The organism is Novosphingobium sp., from assembly GCF_040079535.1.
GTDB lineage: Bacteria > Pseudomonadota > Alphaproteobacteria > Sphingomonadales > Sphingomonadaceae > Novosphingobium.
The window spans coordinates 1-1,097 of record NZ_JBEBKB010000086.1 but is presented as its reverse complement, the minus strand read 5'-3'; the positions used below and the strand labels follow the sequence as shown (position 1 = coordinate 1,097).

The following is a 1,097-nucleotide window of genomic DNA, read 5'->3' as shown; positions in this document are numbered from 1 at the left end:
CATCGTCCCCGAACGCCGCGAGGAGCGCACCACCGAGGGCGGGCTTGATGCCGCCGGGCAGCACAACCGGCTCTATCCGCTGGTCCAGCGGCTGCTCGATGCGGATATCCGGGTCAGCCTGTTCATCGCCCCCGACCCACGCCAGATCGAAGCCGCGCTGATGCTGAAGGCCCCGGTGGTGGAATTGCACACCGGCGAATATGCCCATGCCTGCCAAGAACCAATTGGCGGTGAGGCGGTCGCGGTCGAGCTGAACCGCCTCTCCACCATGGCCGCGCTGGCCGCCGCCAACGGGATCGAGCCCCACGCCGGGCATGGCCTGACCTATGAAAACGTCCAGCCGGTCGCCGCAATCCCCGAGCTGGCCGAGCTCAACATCGGTCACTACCTGATCGGCGAAGCGATCTTCACCGGGCTGGAACCCGCCGTGGTCAAAATGCGCGAACTGATGGATGCCGCGCGGTGAGCTCCACCGAGAAGTTCACCTTCTTTTGGAGCGGGCCGTTCTCGCAATGGCACAAGACGGGATTCACAGTCGATGGGCAGCACTACGTTACTGCCGAGCAATTCATGATGGCCGAAAAGGCACGCCTGTTTGAGGATCATGATACGCGCGAAGCGATCCTTAGTGCCGAAGACCCGGGCGAGCAGAAGCGGTTGGGTCGGCAAGTCAGGGGTTTTGATCAGGCACAGTGGGATGCAGCCGCACGAAACATCGTGTACCGCGGAAACCGGGCCAAATTTACGACGCACCGCGACCTGCTACAGATGCTGTTCGATACCGAAGGAACCTCCCTCGCAGAGGCCAGTCCGGTGGACACAATATGGGGCATCGGCCTGGCCGCCGATGCTGCCAACGCGACGGACAGGGCCAAATGGCTGGGAAAAAACTGGCTAGGGGAAACGCTGCAACGCTTGAGAGATGATTTGCTGGCAGAAGCACGCGGCGGCGGAATCCCGGAACTGACCAAGCGCGCCGCAAGGAAAGCGAAGTCGTCATGATCCTCGCCATCGGCTCCGACCTCTGCAACATCGAACGGATCCAGAATTCGCTCAACCGCTTTGGCGAGCGGTTTGAAAATCGCGTGTTCACCGAC

Annotated in this window: 2 protein-coding genes and 1 pseudogene; all 3 read left to right on the top strand. The window is 62.0% G+C overall.

The window, feature by feature from the left end; translation table 11 throughout:
* Nucleotides 1–466, top strand: a 466-nt coding sequence (locus ABL914_RS13930; RefSeq protein WP_391563789.1) for a pyridoxine 5'-phosphate synthase, incomplete at its 5' end; no start/stop codon positions are given.
* Nucleotides 463–1,002, top strand: coding sequence for an NADAR family protein (locus ABL914_RS13925; protein ID WP_391563788.1), 540 nt, complete (start codon nucleotides 463–465; stop codon nucleotides 1,000–1,002). The genes ABL914_RS13930 and ABL914_RS13925, both read left to right, overlap by 4 nt.
* Nucleotides 999–1,097 (top strand): annotated as a pseudogene (locus ABL914_RS13920) (holo-ACP synthase); the annotation flags it as partial. The gene ABL914_RS13925 and the pseudogene ABL914_RS13920, both read left to right, overlap by 4 nt.